Raw genomic sequence first — 19,287 nt, 5'->3', positions numbered from 1 at the left:
GGTCGTATGGCCGGTTCGCAGGTATCGTTCTACATTCTTTCCGGCACGGCAATGCCCAGCAGGTGCATGCTTTGCTGTATGGTATGGGCGGTGAGGGAAGCGATCTGCAAACGCAGGTTCCGCTTGCTCTCCGATTCCGCATCCCTGACAGAGTAAATGTATTTGCCCTGTTCCTTTTTGGCGTAAAATGAATTGAAAGTCTGCGCCAGCAGGAAAGCATAGTTGGCAATCACCGCCGGGCTCATTTCACGCTGCGCCTCTTCCACGATGCTGCCGAACTGTTCGCACAACATGATCAGTTCCTTTTCCATGGGCAGCAGCGCTTCTTCGTGCGTATAATCCGCCAGTGCGGCGATGTCGGCCGAAGCGAACTCGCGCATGATGGATTTGATACGCGCATAGCTGTATTGAATGAACGGCGCGGTGAAGCCGTGCATATCGATGGATTCTTCGGGGTTGAAGATCATTTTTTTCTTCGGGTCCACTTTCAGCAGGAAAAACTTCATGGCGCCCAGGCCGATGGTTTCATGCAGCTCGCTGAGCTCTTCTTCGGAAAATCCTTTCACCTTGCCCAGCTCTTCGGTGTTGGCGGCGGCGGTTTTGATCATTTCGTCCACCAGGTCGTCTGCGTCCACCACGGTGCCTTCGCGGCTTTTCATACGGCCGTGCGGCAGTTCCACCATGCCGTAGGAAAGATGGTAAATGCCGTCCGCACAAGGCTCCTGCAGTTTTTCGAGGATGAGCTTCAGCACCTTGAAGTGATAGTTCTGTTCGTCGGCCACCACGTAAAGGCTTTGTTCCATGTGGTAGTCGTCGTATTTCAGGCGGGCGGTGCCCAGGTCCTGCGTCATGTATACGGAAGTGCCGTCGCCGCGGAGCAGCAGCTTTTCATCGAGGCCGTCCGCCGTGAGGTCTATCCATACGGAGTTATCTTCCTTGCGGAACAGCACGCCCTTGCGGAGGCCTTCTTCCACGAGGTCTTTCCCCAGGAGGTAGGTTTCGCTTTCGTAGTACATTTTATCGAAATCGATGCCGAGGCGGCGGTAGGTTTCGTTAAAGCCTTCGTACACCCAGCTGTTCATGGTTTGCCATAGCGCCCGCACGTCGGGATTGCCGGCTTCCCATTGCTGGAGCATGATTTTCGCCTGCTGCATGATTTCGGTGCGGTTACGGCTGATCTCCTTGATCTCGTCTTTGATCTTGCCGCTTTTTTCTTCGTCGGCCTGTACTTCCGGCTTCTGCAGCGCGTTGTATAACTTGATGATTTTTTCCTTGTCCGCTCCTTCAAAATCCTTGAACTCCCCTTCCAGCACGTCTGAAATAATAGGCTCCGCCTGCTCTTTGAGGATGGTTTCGAAATGCACGTAATAGTCGCCTACGAGGTGGTCGCCTTTGATGCCGGTGGTAGCCGGGGTGTCGCCATGGGCGAACAGCTGCCAGGCCAGCATGGATTTGCAGATGTGGATGCCCCTGTCGTTGACCAGGTTGGCCTTGATCACTTCAAAACCGTTTGCTTTGAATATTTCCGCCACCGAGTAGCCCAGGAAGTTATTCCGGAGGTGCCCGAGGTGCAGGGGTTTATTGGTGTTGGGAGAGGAGTATTCGATCATGACCCTGCGGCCGTTGGCGGGTTTGCGGCCCACGTTGGGGTTGGCATGCGCCTGCTGAACGAACTTGTTCCAGTACTGGTGATGTATCTGCAGGTTCAGGAACCCTTTTACCACGTTGAAGCCGGTGATCAGTTCCGGGTGATGGGCAGCAAGGTAGCCGCCCAGCGCCTGCCCGGTTTCTTCCGGTTTCTGCCGGCTGAATTTGGTGAATGGAAACACAACGATGGTATATTCTCCCTCAAATTCGGGTTTGGTCACGTTGACGGCAATGTCTGCAGCCGTGAAGGGCTGCTGGTAAAGGGCCTGTACTGCCGCGGCGGCAGCGGTTTTGATAGCGGAAACTACACTCATCTGATTTGTTCTTAGAGGGCAAAGGTAATTTTATTAAGCCTAATTTAACACCCTTTTAAGCCCTGTCCCGGCTATTTTTCGTAATTTTGCGAATGTCATTTATTCCCTGTCCTGAATTTATTCACGCAATAACCTGATATGATAAAACCGACCCGTACATTCGAAAAGATGGCCATTTTTGATATGGACAACACCCTGTTGCAGCGCAGTTTCATTTACACCGCCGCGGCAACACTGGGCTTTACGGATGCTTTGCGGAACATCGTGGCAGCCGGCTACCCGGATGCCGTGCGCACTGAAAAAATTGCAGCCCTCCTCAAAGGTATCCGCCACGAACAGCTGATAGCCGTCGTTGAGTCCATCCCGGTAGTGGAAGACGCCGCCGCCGTGGTAAAAGAACTGCAGCAGAAAGGATATGTATGCGGTATCATCAGCGATAGCTACACCCTCATCACCGAATACGTGAAAAACAAGCTGAAAATGGATTTCAGCTGTGCCAACGTGCTGGAGATCGACGATAATATCGCCACCGGCGCCGTATATATTCCGCATAACTTCCGCCGCCTGCAGAACAGCGACTGCCAGCACGACTATTGCAAGTGTAACATGATGCACCACATCCGCAGCCAGTTTGCCATCGATACGGCAGATGTACTGGCCATCGGCGACGGTGTGAACGATATCTGCATGCTGAGCCGCGCCGGTACCGGTGTCGCGTTTAACGCCACCCATGAAAGCGTGAACGAAGTGGCCGATGTGATCGTGGGGGAGAGAAGTTTCCGCCCGGTGCTGGAGTATGCTTAACCGGACGTATTGATCAAAAAATCATGAAAGCGGGCACCGTTGCCCGCTTTTTCTTTTTCCTCAGAAGAACATAAACGCACCGGCCTGCAGCACTACATTCCTGTTTTTATCCGCCAGGCTGGAACGGCGGATGCTAGTGATGCCCTGGTTGTACCGCAGGTTAAAACCGAAATGGTCGTTCAGCTGATAGCCTGCGCCAACGGGGATGAGGAAATCAGCGATGTTTTCGTGGTGGCTGGTGTAACTGGTGCTGCCGTCCGGTGAATACTCCCGTAATCGCCCGTTCAGCAGCAGTGCGAACTGCGGTCCGGCTTCCACATAAAAGCGGGAAAAACGGTATTGCGCCAGTAAAGGGAATGCGAGATAGTTGTAGTATTCCGTGGATTCGAGGGATTTGGTCTTTGCCCGGCCGCCCTGCGCCGAATAATACACTTCAGGCTGCAGGCGCCAGTGTTTGTTCAGCCGGATGTTGAACTGCATCCCTGCATGAAAGGCAATACGGGGATCCGCATGGGAAAGATTGGTGAGGTCGGAAACATTGAGACCGGCCTTCGGCCCGAAACGGAATACTTTTTCCTGTGCTTGTGCATGAAGGGATAAAAGAGCAAACAAAACAAGTGGCAGGGCCCTTTTCATAAAGAAGGATTTGCATTAAAACGAAGCGTACTGCGTTAAAGTTACAGCATAAAAAAAGCAGTGCATCATTGGTGATACACTGCTCCGGATTTTATAGGTAGATACTATCTTTTTTTCTTCCCGATAATATAATGTACGCCGAACTGCGCCACGGAATTTTTATAACGCTCGTCGCTGTTACCATCGTAGATATCCGTCAGGCCGAAATTATATCTTGCGCCGATACCCAGCCCCATGTCGAAGGTATAACCCAATCCGAAACCCAGTCCGAAATCCATGCCTTTATAATCGTCTTTCAGGTTCACGGAATTGCCGTCGTTTTTAGCTTTGGCCGCCACGAGAAAACCGATCTGCGGGCCGGCTTCCAGATGAAATTCGGGGATGAGGTGATACTGCAGCATCACCGGCAGATTGATGTAGTTCAGGGCCACGGTGAAATCGCTGATAATGGGCGGGTCTGCCTTATATCCCTGGCCGGAATATACCAGTTCGGGCTGCGCCGCCCAGTTTTCCGTCAGTTGTATTTTGGCGAAAGCGCCGAGGTAGATGGAGGCGCGGGCATTGGAATTGGATACATTGGTAACGTCTGCGATATTCAGGCCGCCTTTGGCGCCGAAGCTGATATCCTGGGCAAAGAGGCCGCATTGCAGCAGTAAAAGGGCGGTAACCAATAAAGATAATCTTTTCATAATATGTTAAAAGTTGACCGCATCCATTTAACAAATAGCGTGCCGATAAAAAAGCCTCCGCGGGGGCGGAGGCTTTTGTCATGTTGTCATATGATTGTCAGTGTCTCTAGAAGATCGTGAATTCCACCCTGCGGTTTTTCTGCCGGCCCGCAGCTGTTTTGTTGGTGGCAATCGGCTGGGTTTCACCGTAGCCTGTGGCTTCGATGCGGCTTGGGTTGGCGCCCTGCGATACGAGGTATGCTTTCACGGATTCAGCCCTGTCTTTGGAGAGGCGCATATTGTTGGCGTCGTTGCCTACATTGTCGGTATGGCCTGCCAGTTTGAGGCTGAGGTTCTTGCGTTTCAGCAGGTCTGCCACGCGGTTGAGCGAAGCAAAAGAGCTGGGTTTGATGTCGGATTTGCCGGTGGCAAACTCGAGGTTGGCGATGGCGTCGCGCACCAGGCGGCGGTCGTCTTCCGTAATAATAACCTGTACCGGTCCGGGTTTGGCGGTATCTGCTTTTGGAAGCGGGCAACCGGCACCGTCCACTTTGTCGGTTTTGGGTGTGTTCGGGCATTTGTCGAACAGGTCGGACACGCCGTCGCCGTCACTGTCGGCCTGTAATTTTTCGACACTGGCGGCCAGTTTGGCGTTGTTTTCCTTCTGTGCGTCCAGTTCGAGCTTCATCTGGTCGCGCTGGGCCACCATCTCGTCGTACATCACAGCGGGCGCATTATGCCACTGCAACTGCGGTTTGGTGCGGTCACCCAAGGCAAACTCGAGGCCTACGTGCGCGTAGGAGAATTTGTCTTTCGTAGGCGGGTTATAGTTATACCCGTCGAGGTTGTCGCCGTCGAGATAGTGCATGGTGTAGCCCAGGTCGAGGTTGACCACGTCAGACAGTTTGAATTTGATCCCTGCGCCTACGGGCACATAAAATTCCTTGATGGAGCCGGAGGGTTTGTACTCGGTGGTGATGCCGCCGGGGGTGGTCACTTCGGGATTGTACCCTGCCAGCCCGCCGCCCACGGAGAGATAAAGCTGGGCAGCGCTGCGTTTGTGGAGCCAGTTGATGGTGGCCACATTAAATACGGCATTGAGGCTGCCCGACCACTTCAGCGTGGTTTCGAACGACTCGTAACGCCGGTTGGGGGCGGCGCCGTTGCCGAGCTCACGGCTGTTGTCGCCTTTGATCTTACCGCCCATGAAGTCGGCCCGGAGCGCCAGGAAATGCAGTAACTGCCATTTTACATTCGCTCCATAACCGTAGTTAAGCTGCCATTTGGTGAAGTCGTTGCTGCCGCCGGTGGCTACCGAGGGCATCAAAACCCCTGCGTTCACGCCGATGGAGAAGGTGCGGAAATGCTGGCTGCCGCCGAATAGCTTTCCTCCGGGGGTGGTTTCCGTAGCCTGGGGGGTCTGCGCCAGGCTTGCAAGGGGCAAAACGGTTAACATGCCAAAGACCCATTTCATGGTTCTGTTCATATGATTACTGGTTAGGTGTACCCTAGCAAAACAAATTTTGCGCCACTGTGTTGTAATCAGGCAGACATCTTTTTAATTCATATACAATCATGTAGGTGCGGAAACTGACATAATTGCATATATCCTGCCCTTGGCATAATCATTGAATAACCATCTCAGTCTGAAACCATTCAGGCTACACTGTTTCACAAAGGAGAACAATATTATTATGGGAAAGATTATAGGAATTGACTTAGGAACTACCAACTCTTGCGTTGCCGTAATGGAAGGTAACGAACCGGTAGTAATTGCCAACGATGAAGGTCGCCGTACCACGCCTTCCGTTGTAGCTTTTTTAAAGAACGGCGAAAGAAAGGTAGGCGACCCGGCCAAACGCCAGGCGATTACCAACCCGATTAATACCATTATGTCGGTTAAACGTTTCATGGGCCGCCATTATGACGAGCTGTCCAATGAAATTCCCCACTGGAGCTACAAAGTAGCAAAAGGCGACAACAACACCACCCGTATCGATATAGACGGCAGGTTATATACGCCGCAGGAAATTTCTGCGATGATCCTGCAGAAAATGAAAAAAACGGCCGAAGATTACCTGGGCCAGGAAGTATCGGAAGCGGTGATCACCGTGCCTGCATACTTTAACGATGCCCAGCGCCAGGCGACCAAAGAAGCCGGCGAAATCGCAGGCCTCAACGTGCGCCGTATCATCAACGAGCCTACTGCCGCTGCACTGGCTTACGGGCTGGATAAAAAACACCACGACAGCATCATCGCCGTATTCGACCTTGGCGGTGGTACTTTCGACATCTCCATCCTGGAGCTGGGCGACGGCGTGTTCGAAGTAAAATCCACCAATGGTGATACCCACCTGGGTGGCGACGACTTCGATAAAGTGATTATGGACTGGCTGGCAGATGAGTTTAAGAAAGATGAGGCGGTTGACCTGCACAAAGATCCCATGGCATGGCAGCGTCTGAAAGAAGCGGCTGAAAAAGCAAAAATCGAGCTGTCTTCTTCCCAGGAAACCGAAATCAACCTGCCTTACATTACGGCTGTTGACGGCGTGCCCAAACACCTGGTGAAAAAACTCACCCGCTCCAAATTCGAGCAGCTGAGCGACAAACTGGTGGAAAGAACGCTGGAGCCCTGTAAGAAAGCCCTGGCTGATGCAGGTATGGACGTTTCGAAAATCGACGAAGTAATCCTGGTGGGCGGTTCTACCCGTATCCCCAAAATCCAGGAAGTGGTAGAGAAATTCTTCGGTAAAAAACCGAACAAAGGTGTGAACCCCGATGAGGTGGTGGCCATTGGCGCCGCTATCCAGGGCGGTGTACTCACCGGTGAAGTGAAGGATGTGTTGCTGCTCGACGTAACCCCGCTGTCTCTCGGTATCGAAACCATGGGCGGTGTGTTTACCAAACTGATCGAAGCCAACACCACCATCCCCACCAAAAAGAGCGAAATATTCTCAACCGCCGCTGACAACCAGCCGAGCGTTGAAATACATGTGCTGCAAGGTGAAAGGCCGATGGCTGCACAAAACAGGACCCTGGGCCGTTTCATCCTGAACGACCTGCCGCCCGCACAGCGCGGTGTGCCGAAAATCGAAGTGGTGTTCGACATCGACGCCAACGGCATCCTGCACGTAACGGCGAAAGACCAGGGCACCGGCAAGTCGCAGAACATCCGCATCGAAGCGGGCAGCGGCCTGAGCAAGGAAGAGATCGAAAAAATGAAAGCAGAAGCCAAAGCGCACGAGGCTGAAGATAAAGTAGCCCGTGAGAAGGTGGAGAAAATCAACCAGGCCGAAAGCCTCGTATTCCAGACGGAAAAACAACTGAAGGAATACGGCGATAAAATCCCTGCCGATAAAAAAGCACCGATCGAAACCGCCCTTGAAAAACTGCGCGAAGCACAGAAAACACAGGACGTTGCACAGATCGACGCCGCAGTAACCGAACTGAATGCGGCCTGGACGGCAGCTTCAGAAGAAATTTACAAAGCCCAGGCACAGGGCCAGCCCGGCCCGGATGCACAGGCGGGTGGCCAGCAGCAAGGCGGCAACCAGCAGGGTGCGGCAGGCGATACTGTTACGGACGCCGAGTTTGAAGAAGTGAAATAATAACGGTTTAGTTGAATAGCGAAGGCCCGGATACGAAAGTACCGGGCCTTTTTTATGGTCTTAACCGTAAGTCTTAACGAGGCGGTAAAACCGCAATGATGTAGAATTGAAAAACCACATCCGGCACCGAAGCAGGATTTTGTTCCGGCATTCCAGGCCGCTGCGCTTCAGTGCGGCGCGTTTTAGTGCGGGCAGTGACTGTAGTGTTTTTATTGAAGCAGGTAATTCCAGGCAGCATCCAGTGCTCCGTTTTTCGGGAGGAACACATCCACCACGGTCGCATTGTGATATTTGCCGGCAAGGTTAACGCCGGGCGCCAGCGTAGTAGTAATGGCCTTCGCCTGGTTCAACGGCCCCGATGCATCCACAGGTGTGCCCATGCCCAGCGATAGCCATCCTTTTTTTACCATGGCAATATCCAGCAACTCATCCTGTTCGTGATGGAGCGCGAAGTATTTTTCCTTTCCGCTGGTATTGTTCACCCAGTCCGGTATTTGCCCGTTCGTGAGAAAGTCCATTCCTGAAAACATAATGACCCGCTGCACCGGGTAATGTTTCCCCATTATGCCCGCATGGCCCGCACCCTGTGAATGTCCCGCCACGGTTATCCGCTCCCACACCGGCGTTGCGCCGGAAAGGTATTGCCCCCATTGTTCGTTTGGGTATTGCCGGTGCAGGTAACCGATGAGTTTCACCAGCCGCTGCAGGATGCTGTTGGCGGCATTTACCTGCACGGCGGGGTGGCGGTCGGTGCCGTCAACAATCTCCAACCTTGCGCGGGAATGGCTCGTCACGTCACCGGAGCCCGCACAGAGCTGGTTGATGGCGGGCTCATTCGGGTACATCAGCCCGATGGCATGATACCCCATCGCCGCCGCCCGCTGCACGAATAAACGATAGTTCTTCGGTTCCGCGCCGGTACCGGGCAAAAACACCAGCAACCGGTTGCGCGGTGTCTGTTGCGGGTGTACGTAGGCGTAATGCGGCTCGTTGTAGGTGTTCAGTGCGGCATCCGTTTGCTGCGGAAGCACGATGTGTTCCGTTAGTGCTCCATCAGCCGGTTTGGCGGGCTGTTTGTTGCAACCCGCTGCCAGCAGCGTGAGGCCGATCAGGAGTGTTTTCATTTTTTGCGCTGGGGGTTTGTTCCATAGTCAAACACCAGCTGGCAGAAGGCTTTCACGCCAACGTCCAGCATGCTGTCGTCGATATAAAAATCAGGGGTATGATGGCCTGGTGCTTTGCGGGGATCGGCGCCTTTGGGCATGCCGCCCAGGTAAAAGAAAAACGCCGGGGCTTTGGTGCCGTAAAAGGAAAAGTCTTCCGCGCCCGTCACCCAGGGCATGGTGGAAACCTGGCTGGTGCCGGCGGCTTTTTGCAGCGAAGGGACCATCCGCTCCACCAGGGCGGAATCGTTAAAAGTAACCAGTGTTTTGGTATCGATGTTCACTTTGACTTCCGCGCCGGCCGCGTTGCCTACCTGGGTGGCGGTGCGGCGGATGCGCTCGTGCACATCCTTCTGCATCTTGCTGTCGAGCGTACGGATGGTGCCTTCCAGCAGGGCTTCTTCCGGAATGATATTGTTCCGTACGCCGCTGTGGAATTTCCCCACCGTAATCACCACCGGCGCTTCCACGATGTTGGACTGCCGGCTCACGATGGTTTGCAGCGCGTTGATGATCTGCGTGCCCGTAACGATGGGGTCGATGCTGTTCCAGGGCGCGGACCCGTGCGCCTGTTTGCCTTTGATGGCGATGCTGAACCAGTCGGACGAAGCCATGGCCGCGCCCGGTTTATACTGGATCTTGCCGATCTCGATGGAAGAGCTGATATGCAGCCCGAATACGGCATCCACTTTGGGGTGGTCCATCACGCCTTCTTTTACCATCAACGGCGCGCCGCCTTCTTCATCGCCCGGAGGGCCTTCTTCCGCCGGCTGGAAGATAAACTTCACCGTACCGGGAATATCTTTTTTCATGCCCGCCAGTACACTGGCAGTGCCCATCAGGATGGCGACGTGACTGTCGTGGCCGCAGGCATGCATCACGGGCACCGTCTGGCCCAGGTATTCGGCGGTGACGGTGGATTTAAAAGGAATGTCGACTTTCTCGGGGACGGGCAGGGCGTCCATATCGGCGCGGAGGGCCACTACCGGCCCCGGCTTGCCGCCTTTCAGCAGCGCCACCACGCCGGTTTTGGCCACACCCGTCTGCACTTCCAGCCCGAGCGATTTCAGATGGGCGGCAATGTATTCCGCGGTTTTAACTTCCCGGTTGCTGAGCTCGGGATGCTGGTGGAGATGTCTTCTCCATTTGATCACTTCGGGAAGAATGGCGCTTGCCTGTTGTTTGATCTGTGCCTGGAAATCCTGCGCCTGCACGGAGAATGTGACACAGGTGAGGAGGATGGTGAGTATTTTTTGCATTGGCTGGGTTTCTGGTAGCCTAAAATACCGTATTTCCGCTATTATTTCGCCGGTGTTTTTGGAGGCCCTCGCCGGATGGGATCCTAAGCATGTTCAAGCAGGAAACCCGCGTCGATTTTCAGTATTTTGTATAACGCCTTGAGAAACGGTACATCAGGCTTCCGTTTACCGTTCAGGATTTCCGAGAGCTTGGATTTTCCCACGCCGAGTTTATCCGCCAGCGTTGCCTGCGAGAGTTTTTCCTCGAACATTTTCAGTTCCACGGCTTCGGCGATGGTAGAGGGCTCTTTGCGCGGCTGGAGCTGCAGCACTTCATCCTCATACCGCTCCGCCGCCACGGTCATGGCGGCCAGCTGTTTCAGTTCGGACGGGCTCAGTTTATCTTCTCCCTTGTCCATCAGCCGGTATATCTTCACCATCGTTTCATGATAGTCCTTTTTGGTGCCTATGGAGTATTTCATGCGTGTTTACGGTTTAAATGTTACTGCGGCGGCATCGATCCTGTCATAGTCGGCGTGGGTGCCGATGAATAAGATAAACACCGTCCTGATTTTAAAAATGATCAATGCGCTCAAACGATAATGATTCCCCCTGATGTTAAACACGTACCTGTCTTTTCCCACACTATCTGCTGCATTACATGTTTGCCTCAGCGCTGCGAAGTTTTTCCAGTCCGCGGCTTTTGTATCATCATACCATTTCTCCAATGCATTCTCCGCATCAGGGTGTTTAATGATAAACTCCCTGATGGCCGTTTTTGCGATTATGACCATGTTATTGCTATTTACAAAAATAGAACATTATTCCATATTCAAGAACAATATTCCGGGTTAACGAATAATGAAATTATATTGGTTGGTGACTGTCGGTTGGTTTAAAAGCCATGAATGAATAAAAAAGGTTAACCATCCTAAGTTAAGTAATATCCCGCGATGCCGGTTTAAATCGCAAACAAAAAAAAGGCGGCCATGTTGTATGGCCGCCTTGCTGTTATCAGTATTTCTGCACTTTTTTCGTAAATGCTTTTCCGCCCTGTTCGAGCTTCAACACATAATTGCCTGCTGGCACTACTTCACTGCGGAACGGCACGGTATGTCTGCCTGCGGAGAGATGAGCGTTGATTAACACCGTTACCGGCCTGCCGCTCATGTCAAACACCGCGAGCCTCGTTTGCCCGGCGCGTTGCAGGAAGAAGCTGATGTTGGTCTGGCTGGAGAACGGATTAGGCGCGGCGGTGAGCTGGATGGCCGCTTCGCTTTCTTCCGCCGTTTCCGCTGCTTTCGCTAAGGCGGTAAACGTGGTGCCGGTGTTGATCTTCACTTCGGTGTAACTGTTCCAGGCATTCACCGTATTGCCATGACCGAGAATACGCACGTATTTCGCAGACGCGGGCGTGATGGCGAATGTTTCGAGATTCAGCGAGGTACCGCTGCTTTGCAGGCCGGTGGCCGCATTCGTCCAGCTGGTGCCATCCTGGCTCAGTTGAATGTCGAAAATGGAGCGGCGCAGGTTGCCGTTGTAGAAAGCGATCTGCACATTGTTCACTGTCACGGCCGTGGCGCCCAAACAGAACTGTATCCACTGTCCGTCGCCACTGGCCGACCAGCGGGTATTTAAATCATTGTCGAGCACATTCGCCGCTACATTGCCGTCGTCCGCACTGGCGGTGACGGGCTGGCAACCGGGTGGCGGCGCGATCTGCACCTGCACTTCGGTGTAGCTGTTCCAGGCATTCACGGTATTACCATGTCCGAGTATGCGGACATATTTCGCGGAAGCAGCGGTGAAGGAGAATGTTTCGAGGTTCAGGGAAGTGCCGCTGCTCTGCAGGCCGGTGGCCGCATTCGTCCAGCTGGTACCGTCCTGGCTGAGCTGGATGTCGAAGTTGGAGCGGCGGGTGTCGCCGCTATAGAAAGCGATCTTCACGCCATTCACCATTTGCGCGGTAGCACCCAGACAGAATTGTATCCATTGCCCGTCGCCGCTGGCGGACCAGCGGGTGGCCAGGTTATTGTCGAGTACGTTGGCCGGTACGTTGCCATCGTCTGCACTGGCAGACACCGGTGTGCAGCCGGGAGGGGCATTGACGGTGATGTTGACGGCAGTGGATGTTTTTGTGCCGCCTGCATTATCGGTGGCTTTGGCCGTGAGGCTGTAACTGCCGGCCGCAACACCGCTCCAGCTGAAGTTGTATGGGCTCACCAGGTCTTCGCCCAGTTTATTGCTGCCTTCAAAAAACTCCACTTTGGTGATGCTGCCGTCGCTGTCGGATGCGTTGGCTGCGATATTCACGGTAGCCGGTGCGCTGAACGTGGCGCCGTTGGTGGGTGCGGTCATACTCACGGTGGGCGGCGCGTTGCTGCCCACATCGCTCGGGCACAGGTTGGTAGTGCCTTTGGTAACGCAGATGTCGGCAAAATAAACGGTCTCGTCACGGAGGTACGACGGACTGTTGAGGCTGCGGTAAAGCCCGAATTTCGGTGCGCCGTATCCCGCGCCGTCTTCCCACATGTCGATGTTGCTATTGGTATACGACAACAGGGTAACGCCGTCGCTTAAACGTTTGATCACAAAATCAAGCGTGCCGTTATTGTCGTGTTTGATCTTCACATATATCTCCACCCACACGCCGCGGAAAAGGTTCAGGTCGGCCGATGCTTTTACGCCACCAGAACCGGGGTGACCGATTTCCATCTGGTTGTCGTATCGCGGTGTCAGGTGCAGGATGGGCGCGCCGCTGCCATGCCCGTTGCCATATGCTTTCAGCTGCATGATGTGCGTGAAGTTGGGCGATTCCCCAAAGTTTGCATCCAGCTTGAATTTCCAGCGGTAATAAGAAGTTGATCCTTGCGTGCCCTGCTGTTCGCTGCCTTTGCCGCGCAGCTCGATGCGCTGCCGGTCGGTAGCGCCGCAACGGTCGTCATCAAGGTCGCGGTGCAGCGTGAATGCAAATACATATTTTCCGAGCGTGGCATCCATCACTTCGGTGATGTGCCGCACTGCGTGGCCGCAGTCGGGCGACTCCACATTATATCCCCGGTCGTCGAGCAATTCGTACGTATTGCCCGGCCCGTCGGCCACGGCGGTTACCTGCGCCGTCAGCGCAGCAGGGAGGGACAGTAACAAAAAGAAAAGGCAGGCCATTCGCTGGAAATACCCGCGTAGCAAGTAATGAATGCTCATGAGATTGGGTTTTAAATTGTGATTAACAATGATTATCAAGCTTTTCAGTAACGGGGAATATGATATGGGAATGGCGGGGAAATGAGGCTGACAGCCGGTTACAGGCTGAGGATAGTATACGTTTTCATACAGTGGAATGATTTTGGTCTTTCCGAATTTAAAATATTTTTTTCATGTTCTTTCGCCGTTTGTATGAAATTATCTATATTTATGCAAACGATTGCATTTTAGCGCGAAAATGAATCAGTATGAGCCCTGATTTTTGACGATACGTTATGAAGCTGTTGACCGGACTTTCAATTTAACCTTTACCTCATCTCACTTTTAATGTCGCCAGACGCCCGTAAACACGGGCCGGGATTGTATTGTTTACACCTTTCGTAACCCTTAATAAAACCTTTATGAAAAAACTTGTATCCTTTCCAGTATTGTGGCTCCTGTTGTGTTTGTTGACCTGCGGCACGGGAGCATTCGCACAAACGCCGGTTGCCAAAAACGGGCAGTTGCAGGTGATTGGCCTGAAGTTGTGCAACCAGTACGGCAACCCTATTCAGTTACGCGGGATGAGCACGCATGGCATCCAATGGTATGGGTGGGGCGACTGCCTTACCGAAGCCTCGCTCGACGCGCTGGCTTACGACTGGGGCGCAGACGTGCTTCGTATTTCGTTGTATGTACAGGAGGGCGGCTATGAAACAGATCCCGCCGGCTTCACCGCGCAGGTGAACCGGCTCATCGAAGAGGCCACTGAGCGCGGGATGTATGCGCTGGTAGACTGGCATCAGCTGACGCCGGGCGATCCCAACTACAACCTCGCCAGGGCAAAGACTTTCTTCACGGCCATCGCGAACCAGCACAAAAACAAGAACAACATCATCTACGACGTATGTAACGAGCCCAACGGCGTTACCTGGGCGCGCATCAAAACGTATGCAGACCAGATCATCCCCGTTATCCGCGCTATCGACAGCGATGCGGTGGTGCTGGTAGGCACGCACGCCTGGGCCTCCATGGGCATTTCCGATGGGCGCAGCGCACAGGATATCGTGAGCAACCCGCTCAGTTTCTCCAACATTATGTACACCTTTCACTTTTACGCCAAATCGCACGGCACTGAATATCTCAATGAGCTGAGCTGGGCGGCCGACCGGTTGCCGGTATTCGTAACCGAGTTCGGATCACAGGAAGCTTCCGGCGACGGCGCGAACGATTTCACCAGAACGCAGCAATATATCGACCTGATGCGGCAGAAAAAAATCAGCTGGTGTAACTGGAACTATTCAGACGACAGCCGCTCCGGCGCCGTGTGGCTGGCGGGTACCTGCGGCAGCGGACCCTGGACCACCGCGCGCCTGAAACCTGCCGGTGCGTGGATACGGGAAAGAATGCTTGTGCCGGCGGACGATTTCCCCGGCGGCGGTAACCAGTTGCCTACGGTGAGCATTACGTCACCTGCTGCGGGCGCTACTTTCACCGCACCGGCTACCGTGAACATCACAGCCACTGCGGCTGATACGGACGGCACTATTTCCAAAGTGGAATTTTTTGAAGGCGCCAACAAAATCGGGGAAGACCTCGTAACACCATATGAGTTCTCCTGGACGGGTGTTGCAGCGGGCAGCTATAGTCTTACCGCCAAGGCCACCGATAATGCAGGCGGCACCAAAACTTCCACCGCCGTCAACATCACCGTAACAGGCACGCCCGGCTGCACGCCGGTGTCTGCCAGCGGTGACGACGGCAATGTAGCGGCCAATGTACTGGACAATAACCTGGCCACCCGCTGGTCTGCCAGTGGCGACGGGCAATGGATACAGTTTTGTTTAGGCGCTACCGCGCAGAATGTGAACGGCGTGAAAATCGCTTTCTACAAAGGCAACGAGCGCCGCTCCATTTTCGATATCCAGCTCAGCCAGGATGGCACCAGCTGGACGAACGCGGCTACCGGCCTGCAAAGCAGCGGCACTTCCCTGAACCTCGAAACATTCTCCTTCACCGCTGCTTCCGCCAGATACGTGCGCATCCTCGGGCATGGCAATACCGTGAATGCCTGGAACAGCTACACCGAAGTGCAGGTGCAGATTGCGCCGCCACCCAGTTGCCAGCCCGTAACTGCCAGCGGCGACGATGGTAATGTGCCCGCCAATGTGCTCGACAATGATTTGAATACCCGCTGGTCGGCCAGCGGCGACGGTCAGTGGATACAATTCTGTTTGGGCACCACGGCCGTAACGGTGAACAATGTGCAGATCGCTTTCTTTAAAGGCAATGAACGCCGCTCCAACTTCGATATTCAACTGAGCCAGGACGGGACCAGCTGGACGAATGCGGCTACCGGTCTGCAAAGCAGCGGTACCTCGCTGAATCTCGAAACATTCGCCATCACGCCCGCGTCTGCGAAATACGTGCGTATTCTCGGCCATGGCAATACGGTGAATGCCTGGAACAGTTACACCGAAGTGGAGATCAATACCTCCAGCGGCGCCGGGTTTATGGCGATGGCGAAAACCGAAGATGCGGGCGGGGAAGATGCATTGGGGCTCACCGCCGCGCCCAATCCGTTCTCCAGCCAGACCAATGTGAGCTTCACCGTGCAGAAAGCCGGGCAAACCAGGCTCGCGGTGTTCGATATGAACGGGAAGATGATTGCGGTGTTGGTGAATTCGCATTTGACAGCCGGTAAACATACCGTGCCGTTCCGTTGTGGTGAAATACCTGCGGGTAATTACATCCTGAAACTGGAACAACAGGGCAAAGCCAGCTCGAAAAAAATACAGAAGTATTAAAAGGTTGAAGGAAGATGTCCTCCGGATCGCGGAGGTTATCAGAAGGAAGGTGTTTATGCACCTTCCTTTTTTTTCGTAATTTACCCGGATGACGCTTCGCTTCTACGTTCAGTATGCATCGGCCTGGGGAGAGCAACTGTATCTTTCGTACACCTGCGGGGATGCCGTGAGCATATTACCCATGGCTTACCTCGATGCCAATACCTGGTGGGTGGAGCTGGAGATGGAAGCGCCCGCTGTGCTGCACTATCATTACCTGCTGAACGGGCTGGCGGGAAAAAATGAGAAGCGTATTTCCATTACGAATAATGATGACCTGACCGTGCGGGACGAGTGGGTGCATCCCGGTGCAGTGGAGAATGTATGGCTGACCGCGCCGTTCCGGATGGCACAGCCGGGTGCAGAGGATGCACAGGCAGATAATATATCGCAAAGGTCTACGGGTAACTGCCACTTCAAAGTACGTTCCCCTTTATCCCAAGGGCCGCTATGGCTCATGGGTAACATCCCCGCATTAGGCAATTGGAACGAAACGAAAGCTGTGCAGCTGCAATGCGGTAACGACGGTTATTTCGGCGTATCCCTGCAAATACCCGCGGGCAGCCACATCGAATACAAATACTTCCGCGCCGGCCGGTACGAAGCCGGCGAGAACCGCAGGGTGATCACGGGTACGCATACGATCGTACAGGACGGGTTCACCCGTTTTTATGATCAGCCGCCGAAAGGAGCCGGCGTGGCCGTGCCGTTGTTCTCACTCCGTTCCGAACGAAGCTGCGGGGTAGGGGAGTTTGCCGACATCCGGCTGCTGGCAGACTGGGCGGCGCAGACCGGTCTGCGCATGATCCAGTTATTGCCGGTGAACGACACCACGGTGAATTACTCCTGGACGGATTCTTATCCTTATGCGGTGATCTCTGCTTTTGCGTTGCACCCTGTGTACGCGCACCTGCCGGCTGTGGAGGAAGCAATAGCGAAATCAAAAGGCGCCTTTGGCAGCGCAGCACATACGGCCGCTAATACACCGGTGGACATATTACTTAACGCCGGCTATGCCGCCACGCAATCCCGGCTCAACGCCGCAGCCCTGCTCGATTATGAAGCGGTCATCCAGTATAAAATGCAATGCCTGCGATTGCTGCACCGGGAACACGTGCCGGATGCGGCATTTCACGCATGGGCGGCGGCGAACGAATACTGGCTGCAACCTTACGCCTCATTCTGTTGCAAACGCGATAATGAAGAGAACGCTTCGTTTTATTATTTCGTGCAGTATCAGCTGCATTGTCAGTTGAGTGAGGCGGTAGCCTATGCCCGCAGCAAAGGGGTGGCGATAAAGGGCGACCTGCCTATCGGTGTAAGCCTGCAAAGCGCGGATGTGGCGGCCTTCCCGGGGCTGTTCCATACCGGGTTGCAGGCAGGTGCGCCGCCGGATGAATTTGCAGAAAGAGGACAGAACTGGGGCTTCCCGACCTACAACTGGCCCGCCATGGAAGCGGAAGGATATGCCTGGTGGAGGCAGCGGTTGCGGCATATGGCGCAATATTTTTCCGCTTACCGCATCGATCACATTCTCGGGTTTTTCCGAATCTGGCAAATCCCCCGGCACGCGAAAGACGGCATACTGGGATATTTCGAACCGGCGCTCCCCCTCACCAAAGATGAATTACAGCAGTGGGGCATCCCGTTTAGCCGGGAACGTTACTGCGAACCTTATATCACCGATGCGGTACTGTACCGGTTGTTCGGCGCACAGGCCGTAACGGTGAAGGCCGTTTGCCTGGAGCCCTCCGGCGGCGGGCACTACAGGCTGCTGGAAGGTTTCCGCACGCAGACCGGCGTACTGGATGCGGAGCTGGAACCATCCGTGACGGAAGGGCTGCTCTGCCTGATCACCAATGTGCTGCTGATAGAATCTTCTCCCGGCAGCTATCATCCCCGTTTCCACCTTCACCGCACCAGCTCTTTCGAGGCACTGGATACGGACGTGCAGCAGCGCCTGCAAAAACTGGCCGAACACTTTTTTTATTTCCGGCATAATGAACTGTGGGAACTGGAAGCGCTGCGTAAACTACCGGTGCTGCAACAGGCCACGGACATGCTGGTATGCGGGGAAGACCTCGGCATGGTGCCGCACAGCGTACCTGGTGTGATGCGGCAACTGGGCATCCTGTCGCTGGAAGTAGAGCACATGCCCAAACATCCCGGCCGCCGCCCTGCGGATGCGCCTTATCTCTCCGTGATCACACCTTCCACCCACGATATGCCAACCCTCCGCGAATGGCGCCCTGCCGATGGACGGCAGGTGCTTGCAGCACAACTGCAATCGCAGGCGATGTGGTGCATTCCGCTGCTACAGGACTGGTTGAGCCTTGATGCTTCACTCCCGCAACTGCCGCCGGAACAGGAAAGGATCAACAACCCCGCCGTGATGCCCTGGTACTGGCGCTACCGCATGCCGCTCACGCTCGAAGCGTTATGCGGCGCTGACCGGTTGAACACGCTCATCGGAAAACTGATAAAGGAAAGCGGACGGTAAACTGCATTTGCCGGATCATCATCGTCAGTCACTTCTATTGTATGCTGATTACCTGCCCGTAATTCTCCGGTAAGGCTCTTGATCAGGCCACCTCAATCTCTCGTCTCCACCGTACACCATATGCCCACGAACCAGCCGCAAGTAATTGACAGACCGGTTTTACATTTCATCCTCACCGCACGGCATATGTGGCAGGCCGCTTCTCCACTCATCTCACCGCGCCCTATATCCCTCTAACCTGCCGGCAGGTAATTAGCAGGCCCGCTTTCACCTTTCACCTCCACCGCATGCCATATGCTCCCGAACTTGCGGCAAGTAATTGGCAGGCATATGTTGAAGGCCGCTTTCACCACTCATCTCGCCGCGCCGTGTATCCCCCGAGCCTGCCGGCAGGTTATCGGCAGACCGCTTTCACTTTTCATCTTCGCTGCATGCCCATATGCTCCCGAACTTGCAGCAAGTGATTGGCAGGCATATGTGGCAGGCCGCTTCACCACTCATCTCGCCGCGCCCTGTATCCCCCAAGCCTGCCGGCAGCTAATCGACAGACCGCTTTCACCTTTCATCTCACCGCGCGCCATATGCCCAGAATTTGCGGGCAAATAATCTGCGGTCACTTTTTACCTTTCATCTCCAACAAACGCCACCAAATATGCCGCAAGTAATTTTACCTTTTATCT

13 protein-coding genes are annotated in these 19,287 nt (G+C 54.3%); 4 read left to right on the top strand and 9 right to left on the bottom strand.

Translation table 11 applies throughout. The features are described 5' to 3' along the window. Positions 1–29 precede the first annotated feature (29 nt). On the bottom strand, positions 30–1,961 hold the full coding sequence (locus EGT74_RS00740; protein WP_123844544.1) for an arginine--tRNA ligase: 1,932 nt from the start codon (positions 1,959–1,961) through the stop codon (positions 30–32). 138 nt (positions 1,962–2,099) lie between these two features. Here EGT74_RS00740 and EGT74_RS00735 point away from each other — a divergent pair, with 138 nt between their 5' ends. Next, complete coding sequence (locus EGT74_RS00735; RefSeq protein WP_123844542.1) at positions 2,100–2,765, top strand: HAD family hydrolase; 666 nt, start codon at positions 2,100–2,102, stop codon at positions 2,763–2,765. Positions 2,766–2,825: 60 nt separating this feature from the next. Here EGT74_RS00735 and EGT74_RS00730 read toward each other — a convergent pair whose 3' ends face one another. From EGT74_RS00730 to EGT74_RS00720, 3 genes are all read right to left on the bottom strand, one after another. Next, positions 2,826–3,401: a porin family protein gene (locus EGT74_RS00730; protein WP_123844540.1), complete on the bottom strand. Its 576-nt coding sequence runs from the start codon at positions 3,399–3,401 to the stop codon at positions 2,826–2,828. 104 nt (positions 3,402–3,505) lie between these two features. Then, positions 3,506–4,090, bottom strand: coding sequence for a porin family protein (locus tag EGT74_RS00725; RefSeq protein ID WP_123844539.1), 585 nt, complete (start codon positions 4,088–4,090; stop codon positions 3,506–3,508). 106 nt (positions 4,091–4,196) lie between these two features. Beyond that, entirely contained in the window at positions 4,197–5,555 is a 1,359-nt protein-coding gene (locus tag EGT74_RS00720; RefSeq protein ID WP_246008092.1) for an OmpA family protein, read from the bottom strand. A 208-nt stretch (positions 5,556–5,763) separates the two neighbouring features. Between EGT74_RS00720 and dnaK the strand changes: the two genes are divergently transcribed. After that, positions 5,764–7,677: a molecular chaperone DnaK gene (dnaK, locus tag EGT74_RS00715; RefSeq protein WP_123844537.1), complete on the top strand. Its 1,914-nt coding sequence runs from the start codon at positions 5,764–5,766 to the stop codon at positions 7,675–7,677. A 209-nt stretch (positions 7,678–7,886) separates the two neighbouring features. Here dnaK and EGT74_RS00710 read toward each other — a convergent pair whose 3' ends face one another. From EGT74_RS00710 to EGT74_RS00690, 5 genes are all read right to left on the bottom strand, one after another. After that, a complete protein-coding gene (locus EGT74_RS00710; protein WP_123844535.1) occupies positions 7,887–8,801 on the bottom strand; it encodes a BPSS1187 family protein in 915 nt (304 codons plus the stop codon). Continuing rightward, positions 8,798–10,099, bottom strand: coding sequence for an amidohydrolase (locus tag EGT74_RS00705; protein WP_123844533.1), 1,302 nt, complete (start codon positions 10,097–10,099; stop codon positions 8,798–8,800). Before EGT74_RS00705 ends, EGT74_RS00710 begins: the two co-directional genes overlap by 4 nt. Before the next feature lie 83 nt (positions 10,100–10,182). Beyond that, on the bottom strand, positions 10,183–10,560 hold the full coding sequence (locus EGT74_RS00700; protein WP_123844531.1) for a helix-turn-helix domain-containing protein: 378 nt from the start codon (positions 10,558–10,560) through the stop codon (positions 10,183–10,185). 6 nt (positions 10,561–10,566) lie between these two features. Beyond that, positions 10,567–10,872 carry a type II toxin-antitoxin system HigB family toxin gene (locus tag EGT74_RS00695; protein WP_123844529.1) on the bottom strand — a complete coding sequence of 102 codons (306 nt, stop codon included), beginning with the start codon at positions 10,870–10,872 and terminating at the stop codon, positions 10,567–10,569. A gap of 220 nt (positions 10,873–11,092) precedes the next feature. Further along, positions 11,093–13,282: a discoidin domain-containing protein gene (locus EGT74_RS00690; RefSeq protein ID WP_123844528.1), complete on the bottom strand. Its 2,190-nt coding sequence runs from the start codon at positions 13,280–13,282 to the stop codon at positions 11,093–11,095. Between the two features lie 401 nt (positions 13,283–13,683). Here EGT74_RS00690 and EGT74_RS27130 point away from each other — a divergent pair, with 401 nt between their 5' ends. Further along, entirely contained in the window at positions 13,684–16,068 is a 2,385-nt protein-coding gene (locus EGT74_RS27130; RefSeq protein ID WP_123844526.1) for a cellulase family glycosylhydrolase, read from the top strand. Between the two features lie 88 nt (positions 16,069–16,156). Further along, entirely contained in the window at positions 16,157–18,607 is a 2,451-nt protein-coding gene (locus tag EGT74_RS00680) for a 4-alpha-glucanotransferase (protein WP_123844524.1), read from the top strand. Positions 18,608–19,287 lie beyond the last annotated feature (680 nt).

Source organism: Chitinophaga lutea (genome assembly GCF_003813775.1).
Taxonomy (GTDB): Bacteria; Bacteroidota; Bacteroidia; order Chitinophagales; family Chitinophagaceae; genus Chitinophaga; species Chitinophaga lutea.
Note: the sequence above shows the minus strand (reverse complement) of the source record. Positions and strands in the feature narration are given on the sequence as shown.